Source organism: Streptomyces sp. NPDC051180 (assembly GCF_040689545.1).
Classification (GTDB): domain Bacteria; phylum Actinomycetota; class Actinomycetes; order Streptomycetales; family Streptomycetaceae; genus Streptomyces.
The window spans coordinates 274,194-292,030 of the sequence record NZ_JBFBBC010000007.1 but is presented as its reverse complement, the minus strand read 5'-3'; the positions used below and the strand labels follow the sequence as shown (position 1 = coordinate 292,030).

Sequence of the window (17,837 nt, the reverse complement as noted above, 5' to 3'; positions counted from 1 at the left end):
GCCCCGCGCGCGTACCCCCTGAGTCGTCCCCGCCCGCCTCCTCCCCTTAGGGGGCGCTCTGCCGAGGGCCGCGGAACAGGGACGGGGACGTGGGCATCAGGCCAGCCAGCCGGGGGTGATCATGCCGGACTCGTACGCCAGGATCACCAGCTGCGCCCGGTCGCGGACGGCCAGCTTGGTCATGATGCGGCTGACGTGGGTCTTGGCGGTGGCGGGGGAGAGGACCAGCCGGCCGGCGATCTCGTCGTTGGACAGGCCCGCCCCGACGAGGCCCAGCACTTCGCGCTCCCGCTCGGTGAGCGCGTTCAGCCGCGGGCTCGGGTCGGGCTGCCGGTCGGCCCGCCCGGCGAACTCGGCGATCAGGCGGCGGGTCACGGCCGGGGCGATCAGCGCGTCGCCGCGCGCCACGACCCGTACCGCGTGCAGCAGTTCCATCGGCTCGGTGTCCTTGACCAGGAACCCCGACGCGCCGGCGCGCAGCGCCCCGTACACGTGGTCGTCCGCGTCGAACGTGGTCAGGATGACCACCCGCACCCCTTCGAGACGCTGGTCGGCGGTGATGCGGCGGGTCGCCTCGAGGCCGTCGAGGACCGGCATGCGGATGTCCATCAGGACCACGTCCGGGCGCAGTTCACGGGCGAGCCCGATCGCCTGCTCGCCGTCCCCGGCCTCGCCGACGACGTCGATGTCCTCCTCGTCCGACAGGATCGACCGGAAGCCGGCCCGGACCAGGGTCTGGTCGTCGGCGAGCACGACGCGGATCATCGGGGTTCCCCCTCGGAGGCGGTGGGCGGTGCGGGCGGCGGTGACGAGGGCCGTCCTCGGGGTGCGGGCGGGGCCACGGAGTCGGAACCGGGTCGCGGTTCGGCCTCGGGACCGGGACGGCGGTCGGACGCGGACGGGGGCCCGGGTCGGCGTTCGGGGCGGGGATCGGGACCGGGTCGGCTTTCGGAGCGCGGGTTCGGCCCCTGGGGGCCCGGCGGGGTCAGGGGCAGCCGGGCGTCCACCAGGAAGCCGCCGCCCTCGGCGTTCGCGGCGGTGAGCTCCCCGCCGAACGCACGGGCCCGCTCGGTCATGCCCCGGATGCCGCTGCCCAGCGGGCGGCCCTCCGGCGCGCCCGCGCCGTCGTCCGCGATCCGCAGCCGCACCGCGTCCGCGCCCCAGTCGAGGATGACGAGCACGGTCCCCGCGCGCGCGTGGCGGGTCGCGTTCGTCAGCGACTCCTGCACGATCCGGTACGCGGCCAGGTCGACGGGCGGAGGCAGCGGCACGGGGTCGCCGGTGACGTGCGTCCGCACGTCGAGCCCGGCGCTCCGGGCCCGTGCGGTCAGGTCGCCGAGGAGGGCGAGCCCGGACGTGGCCGGGACCGTCGGGGTGGCCTCGTCGGCCCGCCGGAGCATCCCGAGGGTGGCCCGCAGCTCCCGCAGCGCGTCCTTGCTGGTGGCCTTCACGGCCTCCAGGGCCTCGGTGGCGGTGGCCAGTCCGGCCTCCGGGGCCGGTCCCTTGCCGAGCCGGTGCAGCGCGGCGCCGGACTGGACGTTGATCAGCGAGATGCTGTGCCCCAGTACGTCGTGCACCTCCCGGGCGATCCGCAGCCGCTCCTCGGTGGCGCCCTGCCGCGCCCGGGCCTCCTGCTCCCGCTCGGCGGCGAGCGCCCGCTGCTCCACCTCGTGCAGATAGGCGATCCGGGTCCGCTGGGCACGGCCCACGGCGACGAGGCTGATCAGCCAGCCGGCCAGCATCGCGAGCGAGGTGTCGTCGATCTGCCGGTGCCCGGGCTGCTGCCGGATCTCGCCGAGGCCGACCGCGAGCAGGGTGACGGAGGCGAGCGCCACGGCCGCGGCGAACCGGCCCTCGGCGGCGGTCGTGTAGAGCGCCAGCGCGAAGGCGATCATGAGCGGCCCGTCCTGCGCGGACAGCGGGTAGTAGACGACGCAGGTCAGCAGAGTGACCACGGCGACGGCGACGGGCTGCCGCCGCCGGAGGTACAGCGCCCCGCAGCCCACCAGGACGAGCGCCCAGCCGAGCGCCGTGCGGACCGCCGGCTCGCTCGCGTACCGCGCCGACACGAGCGTCCAGACCGCGACGACCAGCAGGACGACGCCCGCCACGAGCGCGTCGGCGGCCCGCGGCGACGGGCGGCCGCCACCGGGGGCGCGGAGGGGGAGGGGCATGCGTCGAAGGATAGGCGGCGGTCGCCGGGGCGGGCGGCGCACGGGTGGGTGGCGGTCGTTGCCGTCGTCGGCGGGCGGACAGTAGCGTCGGGGCGCCGGAGCGTCCGACGACCGGGCGCCCGGGTGCCAGGGGGTGGGCGGAGTGGCCGAGAGCGACGTGGAGCTCGACGACGGGCGCAGGCTGCACGTGTACGACACCGGGGACGGAGGGTCCGGCACCGGGGTCGGGGGCCAGGACGGAGGGCTCGTCGTCCTCTGGCACCACGGGACGCCCAACATCGGCGCGCCGCCCGCGCCGCTCTTCCCGGCGGCGGACCGGCTCGGCGTCCGCTGGGTCTCGTACGACCGCCCCGGCTACGGCGGCTCCACCCCGCACCCGGGACGAGACGTCGCCTCGGCCGCGGCGGACGTGCGCGCCGTGGCCGACGCGCTGGGCATCGGCCGGTTCGCGGTCATGGGGCACTCCGGCGGCGGCCCGCACGCGCTCGCGTGCGGCGCCCTGCTGCCGGAACGGGTCGTCGGCGTGGTCGCCGTGTCCGGGCTCGCCCCGTACGACGCCGCGGGGCTCGACTGGTTCGCCGGGATGACGCCGTCCGGCGTGGCGGGCCTGCGGGCCGCGGCGGACGGGCGGGCGGCGAAGGAGGCGCACGAGGCGGGCGCCGCCTACGACCCGGAGATGTTCACCCCGGCCGACCACGCGGCGCTCGCCGGAACGTGGTCCTGGTTCGACGAGGTCGTCGGCCCGGCCGTCGCCGCCGGGCCGGGCGGTCTCGTCGACGACGACCTGGCGTACGTCGCCCCCTGGGGCTTCGACCCCGCCCGGATCACCGCGCCGGTGCTCCTGCTGCACGGCGACGAGGATCGTGTCGTCCCGGCGTCCCACGGCCGCTGGCTGGCCGCGCGCTGCCCCACCGCCATCCTGCGACCGGGCGCGGGAGACGGGCACATCTCGGTGCTGCGGGGCGGCCCGGAGGCGCTGGAGTGGCTCGCGGGCGTCGCGGGGTGAAGGTACGGCACCGAGGCCGTCGGGGGCGCCGGGACGGTGGCCGGCGGGCCGGGCGCGCCGGCCGACGGGAGTCGTCGGGTGTGCGTGGCGCGCTTGACACTGAAATCGAACATCCATTCTGATGGAGGTCCGGCCCTTGGAATCACGGGGTTGTCGACGAGTTGTCCACAGGTCGGAGGGGACGCCGGGGCCCATTGTCAGTGGCAGGGGTTAGCGTCTTTCACATGAAGCGATCGACTCAAGCAAACCGGGTGGAACCCATGGCAGGAACCGACCGCGAGAAGGCGCTCGACGCCGCGCTCGCACAGATTGAACGCCAATTCGGCAAGGGCGCCGTGATGCGCATGGGCGACCGTACCCAGGAGCCGATCGAGGTGATCTCCACCGGATCGACCGCGCTCGACATCGCGCTCGGCGTCGGTGGCCTGCCGCGCGGCCGTGTCGTGGAGATCTACGGCCCGGAGTCCTCCGGCAAGACGACCCTGACCCTGCACGCCGTGGCCAACGCGCAGAAGGCCGGCGGCCAGGTCGCCTTCGTCGACGCGGAGCACGCCCTCGACCCCGAGTACGCCAAGAAGCTCGGCGTCGACATCGACAACCTCATCCTGTCCCAGCCGGACAACGGCGAGCAGGCCCTCGAGATCGTCGACATGCTGGTCCGCTCCGGCGCCCTCGACCTGATCGTCATCGACTCCGTCGCCGCGCTCGTCCCGCGTGCGGAGATCGAGGGCGAGATGGGCGACTCGCACGTGGGTCTGCAGGCCCGCCTGATGAGCCAGGCGCTCCGGAAGATCACCAGCGCGCTCAACCAGTCCAAGACCACCGCGATCTTCATCAACCAGCTCCGCGAGAAGATCGGCGTCATGTTCGGCTCGCCGGAGACCACGACCGGTGGCCGCGCGCTGAAGTTCTACGCCTCGGTGCGTCTCGACATCCGCCGCATCGAGACCCTCAAGGACGGCACGGACGCGGTCGGCAACCGCACCCGCGTCAAGGTCGTCAAGAACAAGGTCGCGCCGCCCTTCAAGCAGGCCGAGTTCGACATCCTCTACGGCCAGGGCATCAGCCGCGAGGGCGGCCTGATCGACATGGGCGTGGAGCACGGCTTCGTGCGCAAGGCAGGCGCCTGGTACACGTACGAGGGTGACCAGCTCGGCCAGGGCAAGGAGAACGCCCGCAACTTCCTGAAGGACAACCCCGACCTCGCCGACGAGATCGAGAAGAAGATCAAGGAGAAGCTGGGCGTCGGCGTCCGTCCCGACGCCGCGAAGACCGAGGCGGCGGCGGACGCGGCGGGTGCCGCCGACCCGGCCGGCGCGGACGACGCCAAGACCGTCCCGGCACCTGCGACCAAGACCGCGAAGGCGACCAAGGCCACCGCGGTCAAGAGCTGAACCGGTGACCGGTCGCACCGAATGGCCGGGTGACAGCCCCGACTCGTCGAGGGCCGAGAAGGAGCTGTCACCCCAGGATCCGGCTGAGCGGGCGCGGGCGATCTGCCTGCGCCTGCTCACCGGGACCCCCCGCACGCGCAAGCAGCTCGCCGACGCGCTGCGCAAGCGGGAGATCCCCGACGACGTGGCGGAGGAGATCCTCTCCCGCTTCGAGGACGTCGGACTGATCGACGACGCGGCGTTCGCGGGAGCCTGGGTCGAGTCCCGCCACCACGGACGGGGCCTGGCCCGTCGGGCCCTCGCCCGGGAGCTGCGGACCAAGGGAGTCGAGCCGACCCTCATCCAGGAGGCGGTGGGACAGCTCGACTCCGAGCAGGAGGAGGCCACGGCGCGCGAGCTCGTCGCCCGCAAGCTGCGCGCCACCCGCGGTCTCGAGCGCGACCGCCGGCTGCGCCGGCTCGCCGGGATGCTCGCCCGCAAGGGGTACCCCGAGGGCATGGCCCTCCGCGTCGTCCGCCAGGCGCTGGAGGCCGAGGGCGAGGACACGGACGGGCTGGACGAGACCTTCTGACCTCCGGGGGGGGAGTCGGAAGGGCTCGTCCACGCCTCCGGGTGGCGGTGTCAGGCGCGCGTGGCCGGGAGCAGGACCGGGAGGCCCGCCGCCTTCCACGCCTGGAAGCCGCCGATGAGGTCGGTCGCGCGGTGCAGGCCCAGCCGACGGAGGGACTCGGCCGCGAGGGAGGAGGCGTAGCCCTCGTTGCAGAGGACGACGACCCGCAGGTCGTGGCTGTCCGCCTCGGCCGCGCGGTGGCTGCCCAGCGGGTCGAGCCGCCACTCCAGTTCGTTGCGCTCCACGATCAGCGCGCCGGGGATGAGGCCGTCCCGTTCCCGCAGAGCCGCGTAGCGGGTGTCCACCAGGAGCGCGTCCCCCGCCTCGTACGCCTCGTGGGCGGCGCGGGGCTCGATCCGGTCGATCCCCGACCTGACCCGCTCCAGGAGCTCGTCGATGCCGACGCGGCCGTCGTTCGCCGGCGCCCCGCCCGCCGCCGGGTCGATCACTGCCCTGTCACTCACTGCCGTGTCGAGCGCTGCCGTGTCGAGTCCTGCCACGACGCTCACTGCCTTGTGGCCCACTGTCTTCTTGCTCACTGCCAGTCCTCCGGACGTTCGACCTGCTCGAGACGGAGCACCGCGCCGGTCCGGCTGAACCGCCGGATCAGAGGCAGCGGCGGGTAGTAGGCGTGCACCGAGACCGCGTGGGTGTCGGCGGACTCGTTGAGCACCTCGTGGACATGGTGGCGGCCGAACGCCCGGCCCCGGCCCTCCGCCAGCCGGCGGGAGCGGTCGAGGCCGTCGGCCAGTTCCAGGGTCTTCCAGCCGCTCGCGGGCAGCCGGACCGCCAGGGCGTTCTCGGTCAGCGTGCCGCGCGCGGTGGCGAAGGCGCCGAGCGAATCGGCGTGGTCGTGCCAGCCGGTGCCGGTACCGGGCGGCCAGCCGATGAGCCACGCCTCGCTGCCGCCGGGGCCGTCGAGCCGTACCCAGGTGCGGCCCTCGGGGTCGAGCGGCAGCGAGGCGACGAGTGCGTCGTCGGCCGCCGTGCGCCGCACGAAGTCGAGCAGCTCGGCCGCCGTCGGACCGGACGTGGGGGCCGCCGCGGAGGAGGCGGCCGAGGCGGAGGCCGCAGTGGTGGTGGCTGTGGTGATGGCGCCGGCCGGTGCGGGGACCCGGACGTCGGCCGGACCGCCGACGGCGGGCCCGGCGACCGGTGCGGCAAGTGCTGCGGCGGGCGGGTGCGAGGAGGTGGACGCGGGTGCGGAGGTGTGCAGGGACACGGGTGACCGTCCTGGGGTTCGCGAAGAGCGCGCGACGGCTCACGGCGCCGCGGACAGGCGTCGGCGGCGGGGCGCGCGCGGGGAAGGGCGAGGTCAGGAGGAAGGGCGACACACGCAGCCCGCGTAGCGGACGAGGTCCATGTGGACCCTCCGCCACAGGCGCGCATACGTGTCGGTCACGCTCCGGAGTACACCATGCGCGCCCGCGGGAATCAATGCATGTCCGCCGTACGGTCACCCGCGACGGAGACCTCGGCGGGCTCCTGCTCGGCCGGGGAGCCGCCGCGGGCGGCGTCGGCCGCCGCGTACAGCTCCTCGGGAAGGACGCCGGAGAACGAGGCCGCGAGGTGGCCGTCGGGGCGTACGAGCAGGACGGCGTGGGCCGGGGCGCCGGGGTACGCCTCGGTCACCAGGACCTCGGCCTTCACGGGGAGGGCGCGGACCGCTTCCTCCAGCCGGGGCATGACCCCCGCGCTCTGCCAGTGGCGCCGGTCCCACACACCGGTGCCGGGCGCCACCAGCAGGACCAGGAGCCGGCCCTGACCGAGGCGGTCGCGGAGCCGTACGGTCGTGCCGTCCGGGGCGGTCACGCGGACGTCCTCGACGGGGGCGCCCAGCGGGGTGCCGACCGGCGCGAGCCCGTCGGTGTGCGCGGGCGCGAGGGGGGAGTGCGGGTACGCAGGCGGCGCGCCGAGCGGTCCGCGCCCCACGTGGCCCTCGGTCAGCAGGGCGTCGTGGCCGCGCGTCGCCCCGGGGAGGTACGTCCGCAGGCCCCCGCCGCCGCGCAGCGCCGGCAGCGACTGGTCGGCGGCACGGAGCCGGGAGGCGACGGCCGTCCGCCGCTCGCTCTGATAGCTGTCGAGCAGCCGGTCGGACGCGCTTCGGTGCCAGGTCAGGGCGAGTTTCCAGGCGAGGTTGTCGACGTCCCGGAAGCCCTCGTCCAGGCTCTGGGTGCCGACCGCCCCGAGCAGGTGTGCCGCGTCGCCGGCGAGCAGGACCCGGTCGACGCGCCAGCGGCGGGCGAGCCGGTGGTGCAGGGTGTGGACCCCGGTGTCGATGAGCTCGTACGGCGGGGTGGCGCCGTCGCACCAGCCCGCGAGGGTCTCGCGGATCCGGGCGACCAGCGCGTCCGGGGTGACCAGGTCGCCGCGGGGCGGCAGCAACCAGTCGATCCGCCACACGCCGTCGGGCAGCGGGCGGGCGGTGATCTCCTCGGGAGCGCCCCGCCATGGCGGTTGACGATGCATCAGAGCTTCGCCGGGCCAGGGGAGTTCGGTGCGCAGGGCGGCGACCGCGTGGCGTTCCACCGCGGTGCGCCCGGGGAAGCGGATGCCGAGCAGCTTGCGCACGGTCGACCGGGCGCCGTCGCAGCCGACGAGGTGGCTGCCGCGCCACCAGGTGCCGTCGGGGCCGCGGGTGTGGGCGGTGACGCCGTCGCGGTCCTGCTCGATGGTGTCCAGCCGGGCGTCGGGGACGACCCGGATCAGCTTCTCGCGGCCGATGGCGTCGCGCAGGCCGCGGGCGAGGGCGTGCTGGGGGATGTGCAGCGGGGCGGCGGGGGCGGCGGGCGCGTCGGGGGCCTCGGACCACTCCTCCGTACCGCTGAGTCCCAGGTCGAGGGGGAGGTGGCGGATCAGCCGGCCGCGGCGCATGCTGCGCCAGCCGACCCAGCGGACCCCCTCGTCACGGAGGGTGGTGCAGCCCAGGCGCTCGACCATGGCGGCCATGTCGGCGCGCAGCAGGACGCTGCGGGCGGGGCGGAGTTCGTCCTTGCCCGAGCCCTCGTCGAGGACGATGCTGGGCACGCCCTGCGCGGCGAGCGCGAGGGAGAGCGCGAGGCCGACCGGCCCCGCGCCCACGATGATCACCGGGTCCACGGCGCGGCTCCTGTAGGCCGGACGGTCATGGGGGCAGCACAGCTGAGTGTGGCACGAGCCCGGTGGTTGATCACAGACCGTATGCAACCCACTGAGGGTGCTTGCGTCAAGCGACGGGGTGGGCGCGGTGCGGTCGACATCGCGTCGGTACCGGTTCGGCCCACCCCTGCTGTCCCACGGACCCCTTCGGGGTCAGGCGCCGCTGACCGCCTCCGACTTCACCTCGGGGGCTCCGGCCTGGGCCGGGACGGTCGGCGCGCCGGACTTCCGGCCGCGCCGCAGCCGCCGCTCCAGGCGTCCCGCGAAGCTGGTGAGGGCGAAGTTGATGGCGATGTAGATCAGCGCGATCACCGTGAGGGTGGCGATCGTGTTGGCGCCGTAGTTGGCGGTGATCTGCCGGTTCTGGCTGAGCAGCTCGGCGAAGCCGAGCAGGGCGCCGCCGAGCGCGGTGTCCTTGACGATCACCACGAGCTGGCTGACCAGGGCGGGCAGCATGACGGTCACGGCCTGCGGGAGCAGGACGTAGACCATGGTCTGGCCCTTGCGCATGCCGAGCGCGACGGCCGCGTCGCCCTGCCCGCGGGGGAGCGAGAGCACGCCGGCCCGGACGACCTCGGCGATGACGGAGGCGTTGTAGAGGACCAGGCCGGTGACGACCGCGTACAGCGGGCGGAAGTCGGAGCTGATGGTGCTGAACTCCCGGTACGCCGTGCTGGCGAACATCATCAGCAGCAGCACCGGGATGGCGCGGAAGAACTCGACGAGCGTGCCGACGGGGACCCGCACCCAGCGGTGGTCGGAGAGCCTGCCGATGCCGAGGAGGGCGCCGAGGGGCAGCGCGATGAGGATGGAGAGCGCCGCGGCCTTGAGGGTCTCGACCAGGCCGGGGAGGAGGTACGTCGTCCACACCTCGGCGTCGGTGACGAACGGGCTCCACTTCTCGGCCGCCAGCTGGTTCTTGTCGGCCAGGGCGGTGAGCACCCACCAGGCCACCAGGGCGAGGACCGCCAGGAACCCGATCGTGTAGAGGACGTTGCGCCGCCTGGCCCGCGGGCCGGGGGTGTCGTACAGGACGGAACTCATCGCTTCACCGCCAGTCGCTTGGCCGCCCAGCCCAGGAAGAGGCCGGTGGGGAGGGTGAGAACGATGAAGCCGAAGGCGAAGATCGCGAAGACGGCGAAGAGCGCGTCGGCCTCGTTCTCGAGCATCTCCTTCATCAGGAGCGACGCGTCGGCGGCGCCGATCGCCGCCGCCACGGTGGTGTTCTTCGTCAGGGCGATCAGGACGTTGGCGAGCGGGGTCACCGCGGCGCGGAACGCCTGCGGGAGGACCACCGTGGTCAGCACCTGGGTGAACGACATGCCCAGGGCGCGGGCCGCCTCGGCCTGGCCGGACGGGACCGTGTTGATGCCCGAGCGCAGCGCCTCGCAGACGAAGGTGCCGGTGTAGGCGACGAGTCCGAGGACCGCGAGGCGGAAGCCGATGTTCTCGGAGCGGTCCGCGCCGAGGGTGATGCCGAGGGTCTGGTTGAGGCCCAGCAGGCAGCCGACGAGGACGACGGTCAGCGGCGTGTTCCGGACGATGTTGACGTAGGCGGTGGCGAAGCCGCGCATCACCGGGACCGGGCTGACCCGCATGCCGACCAGGGCGGTGCCCCAGACCAGCGAGCCGATCGCCGAGTAGAGGGCGAGTTGCGCCGTCACCCAGAAGGCGCCGAGCAGGTCGTACTGCCCGGAATCAAGAAAGTCGAACACGATGCCCCGCGCTCTCCCCTGGTGGTCGGTCGGTGTGGAGGCCGCCGCGTGGGCGGCGGCCGGTGCCGGTGCGGCGGCCGCCCCCACGCGGGGCGGCCGTCACGGGCCAGGCGGGTGAGGTCAGTTCTCGACCTTCGGCGCGGGCTCGTACTTGTAGCCCGAGGGGCCGAAGTGCTGCTTGACGAGCTTCTCCCAGGTGCCGTCGGAGACCATCTTCTCCAGCGCCTTGTTGATCTTGCCGCGCAGCTCGTCGTCGCCCTTCTTGACGCCGATGCCGTACTTCTCGTCGCTCATGCGGAGACCGGCGAGCTTGAACTTGCCCTGGTGCTCCTTCTGCGAGGCGTAGCCCGCGAGGATGGAGTCGTCGGTGGTCAGGGCGTCGACGGCCTTGTTCTCCAGGCCGGTGAGGCACTCGGAGTAGCCGCCGAGCTGCTGGAGGTCGGCCTTCGGCGCGAGCTTCTCCTTGACGTTCTGCGCGGAGGTCGAGCCGGTGACCGAGCAGAGCTTCTTGGTGTTGAGGTCCTCGACCTTGGTGATCGAGCTGTCGTCGGCGCGCACGAGCAGGTCCTGGTGGGCCAGGAAGTACGGACCGGCGAAGTCGACCTCCTTCTTGCGCTTGTCGTTGATCGAGTAGCTGGCGACGACGAACTTCACGTCACCGTTCTTGATCAGGTTCTCGCGCTCGGCGCTGGGCGCCTGCTTGAAGTTGATCTTGTCCTCGGCGTAGCCGAGCTCCTTGGCGACGTAGCGGGCGACGTCCACGTCGAAGCCGGCGTACGTGCCGTCCGGGGTCTTGAGGCCCAGACCGGGCTGGTCGAACTTGATGCCGACGGTGATCTTGTCACCGTTGCTGCCCGAGTCGGAGCCGCCGCCACAGGCGGTGGCGGTCAGCGCGAGGACGACGGCGGCCGCGGCGGCGGCGGGGGTGCGACGAAGCTTCATCGAGGAATGTCCCTTGGTCTAGAAGTGAGTTGGGAAGAATAGATCCGAACTCGCTCAGTGGTGAAGGATCTTGGAGAGGAAGTCCTTGGCCCGGTCACTGCGCGGGTTGCTGAAGAACTCCTCGGGCGACGCCTGTTCGACGATCTTCCCGTCGGCCATGAAGACGACCCGGTTGGCGGCGGAGCGGGCGAAGCCCATCTCGTGGGTGACGACCACCATGGTCATGCCGTCCCGGGCCAGCTGCTGCATGACCTCCAGGACCTCGTTGATCATCTCGGGGTCGAGCGCCGAGGTGGGCTCGTCGAAGAGCATCACCTTCGGGTCCATCGCCAGCGCCCGGGCGATCGCCACCCGCTGCTGCTGACCGCCGGAGAGCTGCGCCGGGTACTTGTCCGCCTGGCTGGCGACCCCCACCCGGTCGAGCAGGGCGCGGGCCTTGGTCTCGGCGGCCTTCTTCTCCGTCTTGCGGACCTTGACCTGGCCCAGCATCACGTTCTCGAGCACCGTCTTGTGCGCGAAGAGGTTGAACGACTGGAAGACCATGCCGACGTCCGAACGCAGCCGGGCGAGCTCCTTGCCCTCCTGCGGCAGCGCCTTGCCGTCGATGGTGATGACGCCGGCGTCGACGGTCTCCAGCCGGTTGATCGTGCGGCACAGCGTCGACTTGCCCGACCCGGACGGTCCGATGACGACGACGACCTCGCCGCGGGTGATCGTCAGCTCGATGTCCTGGAGGACATGCAGTGCGCCGAAGTGCTTGTTCACGCCGGACAGTACGACCAGGTCGTCCGCGGCGCGCGGGGTGTCCTCGGGACCCTTGGACACAGACTCTCCGCTCATCGGCCTCTTGCTCCGTCCTCCTCGGTTGGGGAGGAGACTAGAGACCCGATGTGACGACCGTCATCACATCTGAGCGGAACTTGAGGATAACGATCCGGCTGCGACCGGACACGGCGGGTGAAGTCGGCCCCTCGGGCGTACCGGCTGCATAACGGAAACGGCGGCGTCGCAGGGGGACACTTGACTGTGGCACCGATGTTCGGTGTTCATGCCCTGGTACCACCTGGTACACAGAGACCGGCCGCACGACAGATCACCACGGAGGAGGTACGTATGCGACTGCTGCTCGTCGAGGACGACGACCACGTCGCCGCCGCCCTCTCCGCGATCCTCGCCAAGCACGGTTTCACCGTCACCCACGCCCGCAGCGGCGAGGAGGCGCTCCAGGCCGTCCTGCCGACCGCGCAGGGCGACCGGCCGTCGTACGGCGTGATCCTGCTCGACCTCGGCCTGCCCGACCAGGACGGCTACCAGGTCTGTGGGCGCATCCGGAAGCTCACCACCACCCCGGTGATCATGGTGACCGCCCGCGGCGACGTGCGCTCCCGGATCCACGGGCTCAACCTCGGCGCCGACGACTACGTCGTCAAGCCCTACGACCCCGGCGAGCTCCTCGCCCGGATCCACGCCGTGAGCCGGCGCAACGCCGGGCCCGAGGAGACGGCCGGCGCCGCCGACGGGACGCAGCTGCGGCTCGGGGCCGTCACCATAGAGCTGCCCACCCGCCGGGTCAGCGTCGAGGGCGAAGCCGTCGCCCTGACCCGCAAGGAGTTCGACCTGCTCGCGCTCCTCGCCCAGCGGCCCGGCGTCGTCTTCCGCCGGGAACAGATCATCAGCGAGGTCTGGCGCACCAGTTGGGAGGGGACCGGCCGCACCCTGGAGGTGCACGTCGCGTCCCTGCGCTCCAAGCTGCGGATGCCCGCCCTGATCGAGACCGTGCGCGGCGTCGGCTACCGCCTCGTCGCCCCCGCCGCGTAACCCCCCGGATCCCCGACCCGTGCGCACCCGACTCCTTCCGCTGCTCATCGTCCTGATGGCCGGAGTGCTCCTCGCCCTCGGCTTCCCGCTCGCCGCCAGCCTCGCCGCCTCCGAGCAGCAGCGCGTCGTCGTCGACCGCCTCGACGACGCCGCCCGCTTCGCCGCCCTCGCCCAGTTCGTCAGCGAGAGCAGCCCCGGCACCGACGAGCGCAGCGCCACCCTCGGCGGCGAACTCCTCAGCTACCACGACGTGTACGGCATCCGGGCCGGGGTCTTCTACCGGGACAACCGCGCCATGGCCTCCGCCCCGGAGGACTGGGTCGTCCCGTACGACGGGGAGGCCCGGCGCGCCTTCAACGAGGCGCTCGTCGGCAGGCGCAGCCACGACCCGCCCCAGGTGTGGCCGTGGCAGTTCCACGCGCGGCTCACGGTCGCCTCCCCGGTGGTCCGGGACGGCGACGTCGTCGCGGTCGTCGTCACCGACTCGCCCACCGGCCAGCTCCGTCTGCGCATCCTGCGCGGCTGGCTGCTGATCTTCGCCGGCGAGGCCGCCGCCATGCTGGTCGCGGTCGGCGCCGCCTTCCGGCTCACCGGCTGGGTGCTGCGCCCGGTCCGCGTCCTCGACTCCGTCACCCACGACATCGCCACGGGACGGATGAACTCCCGGGTCGCCGCGACCGGCGGGCCGCCCGAACTGCGGCGCCTGGCGCTCTCGTTCAACGAGATGGCCGACAACGTCGAGGAGGCCCTCGAACAGCAGCGGGCCTTCGTCGCCGACGCCTCCCACCAGCTGCGCAACCCGCTGGCGGCCCTGCTCCTGCGGATCGAGCTGCTCGCCATGGAGCTCCCCGAGGGCAACGAGGAGATCGCCTCCGTCCGCACCGAGGGCAGGCGCCTCTCGCAGGTCCTCGACGACCTGCTCGACCTGGCCCTCGCCGAGCACGCCGCCGCGGAGCTCCGGCTCACCGACGTCGGCGGCCTCGCCGACGAGCGGGTCGTGTCCTGGCGCCCGGTCGCCGAGGACAAGGGCGTCGTGCTCTCCGGCGCGTGCGCGGCCGTCACGGCCTGGGCGGACCCGGTGGCCCTCTCCAGCGCCCTCGACGCGGTGATCGACAACGCGCTGAAGTTCACCCCCGCCGGGGAGGAGGTCACGGTCTCCGTCGCGGTCTCCCCGGACGGGAAGAGCGTCGACGTCGTCATCGCCGACCGGGGGCCCGGCCTCACCGAGGACGAGCTGGCCCGGATCGGCGACCGCTTCTGGCGCTCCGGCCGGCACCAGAACATCAAGGGCTCCGGCCTCGGCCTGTCCATCACACGGGTCCTGCTGACCGCGGGCGGCGGCGGGATCGCCTTCGCCCCGCACGAGCCCCACGGCCTGCGCGTGACGGTCACCGTCCCCCGGCACGCCCCCGCCGGCCGGGACCGCGGCGCCGGCCCCGAGCGCTCGGGTCAGGGCTTCACCGGGCGCTAGTGGTCAAGGGCCTCGCCGGGCGGGAGGCGTCAGGGCTTCACCGGGCGGAGGGAGCCAGGGCCTCACCGGGTGGTAGGCGTCAGGGCTTCACCGAGCGGTAGTAGCGGCGGGCGCCCTCGTGCAGGGTGAGGGGCTCGGTGTAGACGGCGGTGCGCAGGTCCACGAGCTGGGCCGGGTGGACCTTGCTGCCAATGAGGTCACGGCTCCTGATCACCGTGCGTGTGAAGCCCTCCACCAGGTCCGCGTCGGCCTTGTCGGTCGTGACCAGGAGGTTCGCCACCGCCAGCGTCTCGATCTGCCGGCCGTCCTGCGCCTTGGCGTACGCGTCCGCGGGGATCACCGCGGACCGGTAGTGGCGGGTCGACGCGCCGACGTCGTGCAGCCGGTCGACCAGGGTCGTGTCCAGCGGGAGGAGCCGGACCTGGAACCGCTCGGACAGCTTCTGGACGGCCTCGGTGGGCAGGCCGCCCGACCAGAAGAAGGCGTCGAGCTCGCCCCGCTCCAGGAGCGCGGGCATGGTGTCGATGCCGGCCGCGACCGGCTCGATGTCCCGGACGGGGGCGATGCCCGCGGCGGCGAGCACCCGGTCGGCGATCAGCCGCACGCCCGACCCGGCCTGGCCGACGCCCACCCGCAGCCCCCGCAGGTCCTGCACCCGCTGGAGCGAGGAGCCCTTGCGCACCACGAGCTGCACGTAGTCGTCGTAGAGCCGCGCACAGCCGCGCAACCGCTCGAAGCCGGGCCGGCGCTCCCGCTGGTACTGGGCGACCGCGTCCGCGGTGGCGATGGTGAAGTCCGCCTCCCCGGAGGCCACCCGGGCCAGGTTCTGCTGCGATCCCTCGCTGTCCGTGAGCCGTATCGACACCTCGGGCAGGTCCTCGGCCAGGGCCTGCCGGAGGAGATCGCCGTACCGCTGGTACACACCGGTGGGGACACCCGTACTGAACGTGACGGTCCCGCTCGGCGCGGGCGGTCCGAAGGGAACCAGCCACCACACCAGTACCCCGCACACCGCGAGCAGCGCGGCCGACACCGCCAGGACACGGCGGCGGGCGGCACGGGAGAGCGAGGCGAACATGGGGCGATCCTGCCAGCTCACCGCCGCTCCTGGCCAGGCTCGGCCGTGCGTCGGAAGCTGGCCGGGGCCCCGGGCTCGTACGAGCCCGGGGCCCCGGGCGGGGCCGGACCCCGTCAGTACGCGTAGCCGGACTTGCCCGTCAGCGTCGTCGCGACGTGGGTGATGCCGCTGCCGGGCGGCAGGGCCACGGTCGTGGCGGCCGGCGTCGTCGTGGTGCCGTCGCCGAGCTGGGCGGTGGCGTTGGCGCCCCAGCCGATCACCGAGCCGTCGTCGAGGGCGGCGAGGGTGAAGTCCGCGCCGCCGGCGACGCTCTGGACGCCTTTGAGGGCGTCCAGCATGACCGGGGTGGTGCGGTTGGCGGTCGTGCCGTCGCCGAGCTGGCGGTCGGTGTTCTTGCCCCAGCCGGCCACACTGCCGTCGTCGAGGACCGCGAAGCCGGACGCGGAGGTGGCGAAGATCCGGGCCACGGCGTCGAGGTAGGCGACGTCCACCGGCTTGTTGCTGTCGGTGACGGAGTCGTTGCCGAGCTGGCCCTCGGCGCCCTTGCCCCAGGACTTGACGGTGCCGTCGGCGGTCAGCGCGAGGACGTGGTCGCAGCCGACGGCGACGGACTCGACGTCCGTGAGGTCGGGGACCTTCTGAGGGGTCTCGCGGGTGGTGTTGTTGCCCGTGCCGAGGCGCCCGTTGTCGCCCTTGCCCCACGTCCAGACCGTGCCGTCCTGGCGGAGCGCGACGCTGAAGTCGCAGCCCGCGCCCACGTCCTTGACCTTGTCCAGGCTCTGCACGGGGACCGGGGTCCGGTACGGGTTGGTGCTGTCCTGGCCGGTGCCCAGCTGCTTCGAGGCGTTGCCGCCCCAGGCCAGGACCCGGCCGCCCTTCACGGCGAGCGCGTGGTTGAGGCCGGCGGAGACCTCGCTGACGCCGGAGAGGCCCGCGACGGTCGCCGGGAAGGACTGGGCGGTGAGGGTGCCGTTGCCGAGCTGACCGGTGGTGTTGGAGCCCCAGCTCTTCACCGTGCCGTCCTTGAGGAGGGCGACGGCGAAGCCGTTGGCGGCCGCGGCGGCGCCGCCTCCGCCCCCGGACAGCTCGCGCACGTCGTCCCGGGTGATGCCGATGACGGCCGCGGGGGTCTGCTGGGCCAGGACGCTGCCGTTGCCCAGCTGCCCCTGGGCGTTCTCGCCCCAGGCCCGCACCCAGGGGTCGGTGCCGGCGGCGGCGTGGGCGGGGAGCGCGGTGGCGGTGAGGGCCGCGAGGGACAGCGCGGCGAGGAGGGTGGTGCGCGGGGTGGGGGACATCGGTGGAACCTTTCGGGGTTCAGTGGGCATAGCCGGTCTTCCACGCGACGGCGCTCGCGAGGCGGGTCGTGCCGCTGCCCGCGGGCAGCGCGACGACCGGGGACGGGGAGGAGGTGGTGGTGCCGTCGCCGAGCTGGCCGAGGTCGTTGGCGCCCCAGGCGAGGACGGACTGGTCGTCGAGCAGGGCGAGGGTGAAGTCGTAGCCCCCGAGCAGGCCGGAGACGCCGCTCAGGCCGGGGACGGGGACGGGGGTGGTGCGGGCGGCCCTGCTGCCGTCGCCGAGCTGGCCGGCCCAGTTCGCGCCCCAGGCGCGGACACCGCCGTCCGTCAGGAGGGCGAGGTTGTGGTAGGGGCCGGCGACGATCTCGGCGACGTCGTCGAGGTGCCGGACGTCGACGGGGGAGGAGCGGGGTTCCTGTGTGCCGTCGCCGAGTTCGCCGTTGCCGTTGCGGCCCCAGGACTTCACCCGGTGGTCGGCGGTGAGGGCGAGCACATGGCGGCACCCCGCCCGGAGGGCCACGACGCCGGACAGACCGGGGACCCGCCGGGGGGTGTTCCGGTCGGTGGTGGTCCCGTCGCCGAGCTGGCCCTCGTGGTTGCGGCCCCAGCTCCAGACCGTGCCGTCCTCGCGCAGGGCGACGGCGAACTGGCAGCCCGCCGAGACGGACGTGACCCTGGTCAGGCCCTGGACGGCGACGGGCCGGGTGGCGGGCGCCGCCGGGTCGGGGAGGCCGTCGCCGAGCTGGCCGTAGGCGTCGCTGCCCCAGGCCAGGACGCGCCCGTTCCTGACGGCGGCGGCGAAGTCGAGCCCCGCCGTGACGTCGGAGACGCCGGAGAGGCCGGCGACTGCGGCGGGGAAGGGCCGGTTCGTCGTGGTGCCGTCGCCGAGCTGCCCGTTGACGTTGCCGCCCCAGGACCGGACCGTGCCGTCGCGCAGGAGGGCGAGGGCGAAGACCTGGTTCGTGGTCCAGCCGCCGCTCGTCACCTCCGTCACGTCGGCGCGGGCGAGGCCGGTCACGGCCGTGGGCGTGAGCTGGTCGAGCGTGGAGCCGTTGCCGAGCTGGCCCGAGTCGTTCTGGCCCCAGGCCCGTACCCAGGGGTCGCGGGGTTCGGCGTGGACCGGGCCGGCGGCGAGGACCGCGAGGCCGAGCCCGGTGGCGAGGCCCCGCAGGAGGGCGTACGTCATCGGAGCGCCC

18 protein-coding genes are annotated in these 17,837 nt (G+C 73.5%); 5 read left to right on the top strand and 13 right to left on the bottom strand.

What is annotated here, in order from left to right:
• Window positions 1–96: 96 nt before the first annotated feature.
• Window positions 97–765, bottom strand: coding sequence for a response regulator transcription factor (locus AB0424_RS15970; RefSeq protein ID WP_366305716.1), 669 nt, complete (start codon window positions 763–765; stop codon window positions 97–99).
• Window positions 762–2,174, bottom strand: a complete 1,413-nt coding sequence (locus AB0424_RS15965; RefSeq protein WP_366305714.1) for a sensor histidine kinase — start codon at window positions 2,172–2,174, stop codon at window positions 762–764. Before AB0424_RS15965 ends, AB0424_RS15970 begins: the two co-directional genes overlap by 4 nt.
• A 142-nt stretch (window positions 2,175–2,316) precedes the next feature.
• Here AB0424_RS15965 and AB0424_RS15960 point away from each other — a divergent pair, with 142 nt between their 5' ends.
• From AB0424_RS15960 to recX, 3 genes are all read left to right on the top strand, one after another.
• Window positions 2,317–3,180 (top strand): alpha/beta hydrolase, encoded by an 864-nt coding sequence (locus AB0424_RS15960; protein ID WP_366305712.1) that lies wholly within the window; start codon window positions 2,317–2,319, stop codon window positions 3,178–3,180.
• A 260-nt stretch (window positions 3,181–3,440) separates the two neighbouring features.
• The gene (recA, locus tag AB0424_RS15955) at window positions 3,441–4,574 is read left to right on the top strand and encodes a recombinase RecA (protein WP_366305710.1); all 1,134 of its coding nucleotides are present in this window, start codon (window positions 3,441–3,443) and stop codon (window positions 4,572–4,574) included.
• A gap of 4 nt (window positions 4,575–4,578) precedes the next feature.
• Complete coding sequence (gene recX, locus AB0424_RS15950) at window positions 4,579–5,145, top strand: recombination regulator RecX (RefSeq protein WP_366305707.1); 567 nt, start codon at window positions 4,579–4,581, stop codon at window positions 5,143–5,145.
• A gap of 50 nt (window positions 5,146–5,195) precedes the next feature.
• Here the strand turns inward: recX and AB0424_RS15945 are convergent, their stop codons facing one another.
• From AB0424_RS15945 to AB0424_RS15910, 8 genes are all read right to left on the bottom strand, one after another.
• A complete protein-coding gene (locus AB0424_RS15945) occupies window positions 5,196–5,630 on the bottom strand; it encodes a rhodanese-like domain-containing protein (protein WP_366305781.1) in 435 nt (144 codons plus the stop codon).
• 89 nt (window positions 5,631–5,719) lie between these two features.
• Window positions 5,720–6,277 (bottom strand): cysteine dioxygenase, encoded by a 558-nt coding sequence (locus tag AB0424_RS15940; RefSeq protein WP_366305779.1) that lies wholly within the window; start codon window positions 6,275–6,277, stop codon window positions 5,720–5,722.
• Window positions 6,278–6,499: 222 nt separating this feature from the next.
• Window positions 6,500–6,586, bottom strand: coding sequence for a putative leader peptide (locus tag AB0424_RS15935; RefSeq protein WP_366305777.1), 87 nt, complete (start codon window positions 6,584–6,586; stop codon window positions 6,500–6,502).
• Window positions 6,587–6,618: 32 nt separating this feature from the next.
• Complete coding sequence (locus AB0424_RS15930) at window positions 6,619–8,283, bottom strand: FAD-dependent monooxygenase (protein ID WP_366305705.1); 1,665 nt, start codon at window positions 8,281–8,283, stop codon at window positions 6,619–6,621.
• A gap of 192 nt (window positions 8,284–8,475) precedes the next feature.
• Complete coding sequence (locus AB0424_RS15925) at window positions 8,476–9,366, bottom strand: amino acid ABC transporter permease (RefSeq protein ID WP_366305703.1); 891 nt, start codon at window positions 9,364–9,366, stop codon at window positions 8,476–8,478.
• Entirely contained in the window at window positions 9,363–10,037 is a 675-nt protein-coding gene (locus AB0424_RS15920; protein ID WP_366305702.1) for an amino acid ABC transporter permease, read from the bottom strand. The genes AB0424_RS15925 and AB0424_RS15920 overlap by 4 nt, the downstream gene beginning before the upstream one ends.
• Window positions 10,038–10,157: 120 nt before the next feature.
• Entirely contained in the window at window positions 10,158–10,979 is an 822-nt protein-coding gene (locus tag AB0424_RS15915; RefSeq protein WP_366305700.1) for a glutamate ABC transporter substrate-binding protein, read from the bottom strand.
• A gap of 54 nt (window positions 10,980–11,033) precedes the next feature.
• A complete protein-coding gene (locus AB0424_RS15910) occupies window positions 11,034–11,819 on the bottom strand; it encodes an amino acid ABC transporter ATP-binding protein (protein WP_366305698.1) in 786 nt (261 codons plus the stop codon).
• A gap of 273 nt (window positions 11,820–12,092) precedes the next feature.
• Between AB0424_RS15910 and AB0424_RS15905 the strand changes: the two genes are divergently transcribed.
• Together AB0424_RS15905 and AB0424_RS15900 are read left to right on the top strand one after the other, a co-directional pair.
• The gene (locus AB0424_RS15905) at window positions 12,093–12,797 is read left to right on the top strand and encodes a response regulator transcription factor (protein WP_366305696.1); all 705 of its coding nucleotides are present in this window, start codon (window positions 12,093–12,095) and stop codon (window positions 12,795–12,797) included.
• A gap of 19 nt (window positions 12,798–12,816) precedes the next feature.
• The gene (locus AB0424_RS15900) at window positions 12,817–14,268 is read left to right on the top strand and encodes a HAMP domain-containing sensor histidine kinase (protein WP_366305694.1); all 1,452 of its coding nucleotides are present in this window, start codon (window positions 12,817–12,819) and stop codon (window positions 14,266–14,268) included.
• Between the two features lie 79 nt (window positions 14,269–14,347).
• On the opposite strand, the gene AB0424_RS15895 is transcribed toward AB0424_RS15900, so the two are convergent.
• The 3 genes from AB0424_RS15895 to AB0424_RS15885 form a co-directional block, all read right to left on the bottom strand.
• Window positions 14,348–15,346, bottom strand: coding sequence for a TAXI family TRAP transporter solute-binding subunit (locus tag AB0424_RS15895; RefSeq protein WP_366305775.1), 999 nt, complete (start codon window positions 15,344–15,346; stop codon window positions 14,348–14,350).
• 113 nt (window positions 15,347–15,459) lie between these two features.
• Entirely contained in the window at window positions 15,460–16,641 is a 1,182-nt protein-coding gene (locus AB0424_RS15890) for a chromosome condensation regulator RCC1 (protein ID WP_366305692.1), read from the bottom strand.
• 19 nt (window positions 16,642–16,660) lie between these two features.
• Window positions 16,661–17,827 carry a chromosome condensation regulator RCC1 gene (locus AB0424_RS15885; protein WP_366305690.1) on the bottom strand — a complete coding sequence of 389 codons (1,167 nt, stop codon included), beginning with the start codon at window positions 17,825–17,827 and terminating at the stop codon, window positions 16,661–16,663.
• Window positions 17,828–17,837 lie beyond the last annotated feature (10 nt).